The sequence below is a fragment of the Comamonas sp. B-9 genome (assembly GCF_000410635.1).
Classification (GTDB): Bacteria; Pseudomonadota; Gammaproteobacteria; order Burkholderiales; family Burkholderiaceae_C; genus Comamonas.
On the sequence record NZ_KE148654.1, the window covers coordinates 1,745 to 6,005 of the forward strand.

General features: G+C 65.4%; 3 protein-coding genes. All 3 read left to right on the plus strand.

Features of this window, described 5'->3' with window-relative positions; all coding sequences use genetic code 11:
• Positions 1-646, plus strand: a 646-nt coding sequence (locus H928_RS29225) for a hypothetical protein (protein WP_043341476.1), incomplete at its 5' end; no start/stop codon positions are given.
• A gap of 295 nt (positions 647-941) precedes the next feature.
• Positions 942-2,819 (plus strand): peptidase domain-containing ABC transporter, encoded by a 1,878-nt coding sequence (locus H928_RS0121685; protein WP_027011233.1) that lies wholly within the window; start codon positions 942-944, stop codon positions 2,817-2,819.
• Positions 2,816-4,144, plus strand: coding sequence for an HlyD family type I secretion periplasmic adaptor subunit (locus H928_RS0121690; RefSeq protein ID WP_021028373.1), 1,329 nt, complete (start codon positions 2,816-2,818; stop codon positions 4,142-4,144). Before H928_RS0121685 ends, H928_RS0121690 begins: the two co-directional genes overlap by 4 nt.
• Positions 4,145-4,261 lie beyond the last annotated feature (117 nt).

The window sequence follows — 4,261 nt, forward strand, 5'->3', positions numbered from 1 at the left end:
GCTGGACGCCGTGCTGCCAGTCATGGCCGAACTGGCCCAGCGCCTGGCCCCCGGCAAGGGCCAGACCGCGCACAGCGACTTGCAGCCGCCACTGCCCACGCCCAAACCGGCCGCATTGGCGCCTGCCTGGCGCCTGGTGGCGCTGGCCGCCTATGCCGATTGCATGGGTGCGCAGGGCTGCGCATCCACTGCGGTCGCAGCGCCCAGCGATGCGCCAGCCCCCCCACCCGGCGCCGCCCTAGGCAGCAGCGCCAGTACCACCAGCATGGCCACGCCTGAGATGGCAGCGCTCGAAGCGCTGACCCGGCACTGGCTGCAGTGGCACCTGCTGGCCCATGGGGGCGCCTCCTCGGCGCACCCCGATTGGTCTGTGGTGGCGGTGGCCGAGCTGGCCCTGCAACCGGGCTTGGCCCAGGCCCGCAGCCACCTGCAAAGCTGCAGCTGGCTGGCTGCGCTGCGCAAAACCTTGCAAGCCCAGCTGCCGCAATACCTCCACCCCGAAGCGGCCATGTTTATGGCGCCAGATGCGCGAGAGCAAGCCGCTTTTATTGAGCCATTTATGGGTGCAGACCCTTTGCAAGCCAACAACTGGCGTATTTACCAGTGGATTCACCATATTGCTGTTCCGCAATTAATTATTGATTAGCAAATACCCTCAATTTGTTGAACATTTACATAGAAAAAAGCTTTAAGACTCCCGCTCCGCCAATATTTATACAACCCCTATATTTAGTATCTGGGCGGGAGACATTTGTCATAAAAAAATACAATTTCTTACCATCACCGATCCGCGCTATGTTTGATAAAAATCAAAGTAAATTACAAGAAATGGCGGACTAAACCGCAGTCGAGTTTCCGAGTTAATAAGAAAAACCAATAAATAAATAGTGTATTTGTGCAGCGCAACAGTGGATCGCTGAGAGGAATTGGGAGAGACCAACATGATCGAGTACCTGCTACCCCGCGTCTTGGTGTCACGCACCGAAGCCACGGCGCAGGCCCAGGAGGCCGAAGCGGCGACGGCCAGCCCGTTCGCTGCTGCTATGGCGACGTCGTTCGCCCATGCCAAAGGCCATTTGCACCAGGCCGTCTGGCTGTCACTGCCCATCAGCCTGCTGGGGCTGCTGCCCTCGATCTTCCTGCTGCAGGTCTATAACCGTGTCATCTCGCGCGGCGGCACCGCCACGCTCACCGCCATGGTGGCCGGCGTGCTGTGCATGCTGGCGCTCGAGCTGTACCTGCGCCGCAAGCGCGCCCGTGCGCTGCGGGAAGCGGGCGCCACGATCGACCGCGAAGTCTCACAAAGCCTGATGCGCTCCATGCTGGCGCACCCGCTGCTCACCCTGGAGCAGCGCTCGGCCACGCAGTGGTTGCAGCTGTTTCGCGATGTCGGCTCGATGCGCTCTTGCATCTCGGGCGGCGTGGCCTCCTCGGTGCTGGATCTGCCAATGGCCCTGCTCGCGCTGATCGTGATCGGCATCATCGCCTGGCCGGTGCTGCCGGTGATCGTGGTGGCTATGGTCGTGCTGGGCGTGCTGGCCTGGTGGTGGGCCGATGAGGTGCGCAGTGGCCGGGTCGAAGAAGTCGAGCAGGCGCGCCAGCTCGACCGGGGCACGGCCGAGATCTGCAATGCGCGCGGCACCCTCAAGGTGCTGGGCTATGACGCAGCGGCCCAGCAGGCCTGGCAGTCGGGCTATGACCGCTGGCTGGCCGAGAGCTTTGACAAAAACGGCGAGATGGAAAACGCCAAGGAAACCAGCCATGTGCTGCTGACCTTGTTCTCGGTCGCCGTCATCACCGTGGGCGCGCTGGCCATCAATGCGCAGTGGATGAGCATCGGCAGCCTGATGGCGGTGAATCTGCTGTCGGGCAAGGCCCTGGGCCCGATTGCCCAGCTGGCCAGCAACTGGCGCTCGCTCGCCCGCGCCAACGAAGCCACAGCCCGCCTGCAAGAAGCACTGGAAGAGCCGCTGGAGCCTGAGAGCCAGCGCATTGCGCTGCCCCGCCCGCGCGGCGTGTTTCGCTTGGAGCAGGCCAGCTTCCAGTACCCCTCAGGCCACTTGGCACTGGACCAGGTGTCGCTGCAGATCGGCCCCGGCGGCATCCATGCGATCCTGGGCCGCAATGGCGCGGGCAAATCCACCCTGGCCAAGCTGCTCGCCGGCCTGTACCAGCCCACGCAAGGCACGATCTCGATCGACGAGTACGACATGGCGCAGTTCCCGCGCAATGACCTGGGCCGCTGGGTGGGCTGCCTGGCGCAGCAAACCTACTGGTTCAGCGGCCCCATTGTCGATATCTTGCGCATGGTCAGCCCCGATTCCGATGACGGCCAGATTCTGGCAGCCTGCCAGCTGTCGGGCGCGCACAGCTTTATCAGCCGCCTGCCCCAGGGCTACCAGACCATCCTGGGCGAAGGCGGCGCGGGCCTGTCGGCCGGCGAGCTGCGCAAGCTTGGCCTGGCCCAGCTGTTCTTGCGCAACCCCTCGGTGCTGATCTTGGACGAGCCCAGCAACGACCTGGATTTCGAGAGCGAAACCGCGCTGCTGCAAACCCTGCGCCAGATTGCGACCAAGCACACGGTCATCATCGTCACCCATTCGCTGCGCGTCGCATCGCTCGCCCAGCATATCTACCATGTGCGTGGTGACGGCCAGGTGGACCAGGGCCAGCCCGAGCACATGCTGCCGCTGCTCTTTGGCGTCAGCAGCAAGCCAGCGGCTGCCGCCAACGAAGCGCCTGCCTCGCGCAGCAGCGCGGCTGCCGCCAAGCCATCGGCCACATCCGGCCCGGCGCAGGCCCAGGAGTTGGCATCATGACGGCCCGCTCCCTTCACCACCTGCCCCAGGTGCTGCAAAACCTGGAGCGGCCAGCGCTACCCGGCACGCCGCAGCCCGGCCGCAACCAGCGCCGCATCGTGCTGGCGGCCCTGGGCGTGCTGGTGCTGGTGGGCCTGTTCTACCCGGTCGAGAATGTCGTCGTTGCCAGCGGCCAGGTGATTCCCTCCGACCGCGTGCAGACCGTGCAGCATCTGGAAGGCGGCATCGTTACCACCGTCCATGTCAAGGAAGGCCAGGAAGTCCACAAGGGCGAGCCGCTGCTCGAAATTGACCTGGGCGGCAGCAGCCTGAACCTGGAGCAGTTGACGGCCCGCAGCGCCACCGCGCAGGCCAGCCGCACACGCCTCACGGCCGAAAGCCAGGGCCTGGCGCTCAAGGCAACGGATTTCCCGCGCGAGCTCGAGAACAAGATTGTGCGCGCCGAGCTGGGCGCCTTCTCCTCACGGGCGCTGGAATACCAGGGCAGCCTGGCATCGAGCCAGGCCATGCTGCTGCAGGCCCGGGGCGATGTGGCCCAAAGCCAGGCCCGCATCGACGGCCTGCGCAGCAGCCTGGCCTTGCACGAGCAAGAGGCCGGCATTGCCCAGCAACTGGCGGCTGAGCAGCTGATTGGCCAGCTCGAAGTGCTGGACAAGCAGCGCGCCCTCACCTTGGTACGCACCGATCTGGCGGCCGCCGTGCAAAGCCTGGTCAGCAACCGCGCCAAGGTCGAGCAGGCCCAGGCCAAGATTCTGGAGACCCAGGGCGCGTTCCGCCGCCGAGCCTCCGAAGAGCTGGCCCAGACCGAGCGCGAACTGCTCAGCCTGAGCGAAGACCTGTCCCGCGCCCGCAACCAGCGCAGCCGCACGGTGGTGCTGGCCCCGACCGATGGCGTCGTCAAAGGCCTGCGCAGCTCGGGCGCCGGCTGGGTGGTCAAGCCTGGCGAGGCGATCTTGGAAGTCGTGCCCGACAAGGATGAGGTCATCGTCGAAGCGCGCCTGAACCCGGCCGACCGGGGCTATGTGCGCGCTGGCCAGGAAACCAAGGCCAAGGTCAGCGCCTATGACTACCTGCGCTATGGCTTTGTGCCCGGCAAGGTCACCCTGGTATCGGCCGATGCCGACCACGACCCGAACGTGCCCGATGCGCCCTCGTATTTCCGCATCCAGGCCAGCCTGGCCCAGCCGTGGGTTGGCCGCAAGGACAACCGCATCACCACTGGCATGCAGGCCGAGCTCGATCTGTTGCTGGGCCGTGAGCCCTTTATCTGGTATTTGCTGCGCCCCGTGCTGCATATCCAGAGCGAAGCTTTCCGGGAGCCTTGAGCGATGCGCCTCTTTGCCCCCGCACCCCTTAGCAGCGTGCCGCTTGGCCAGGCGGCCAGCCTGCCAGCGCGCTACCTGGCGGCCCAGCCGCGCCTGGCTTGCCCCGGGCGCGCCGAG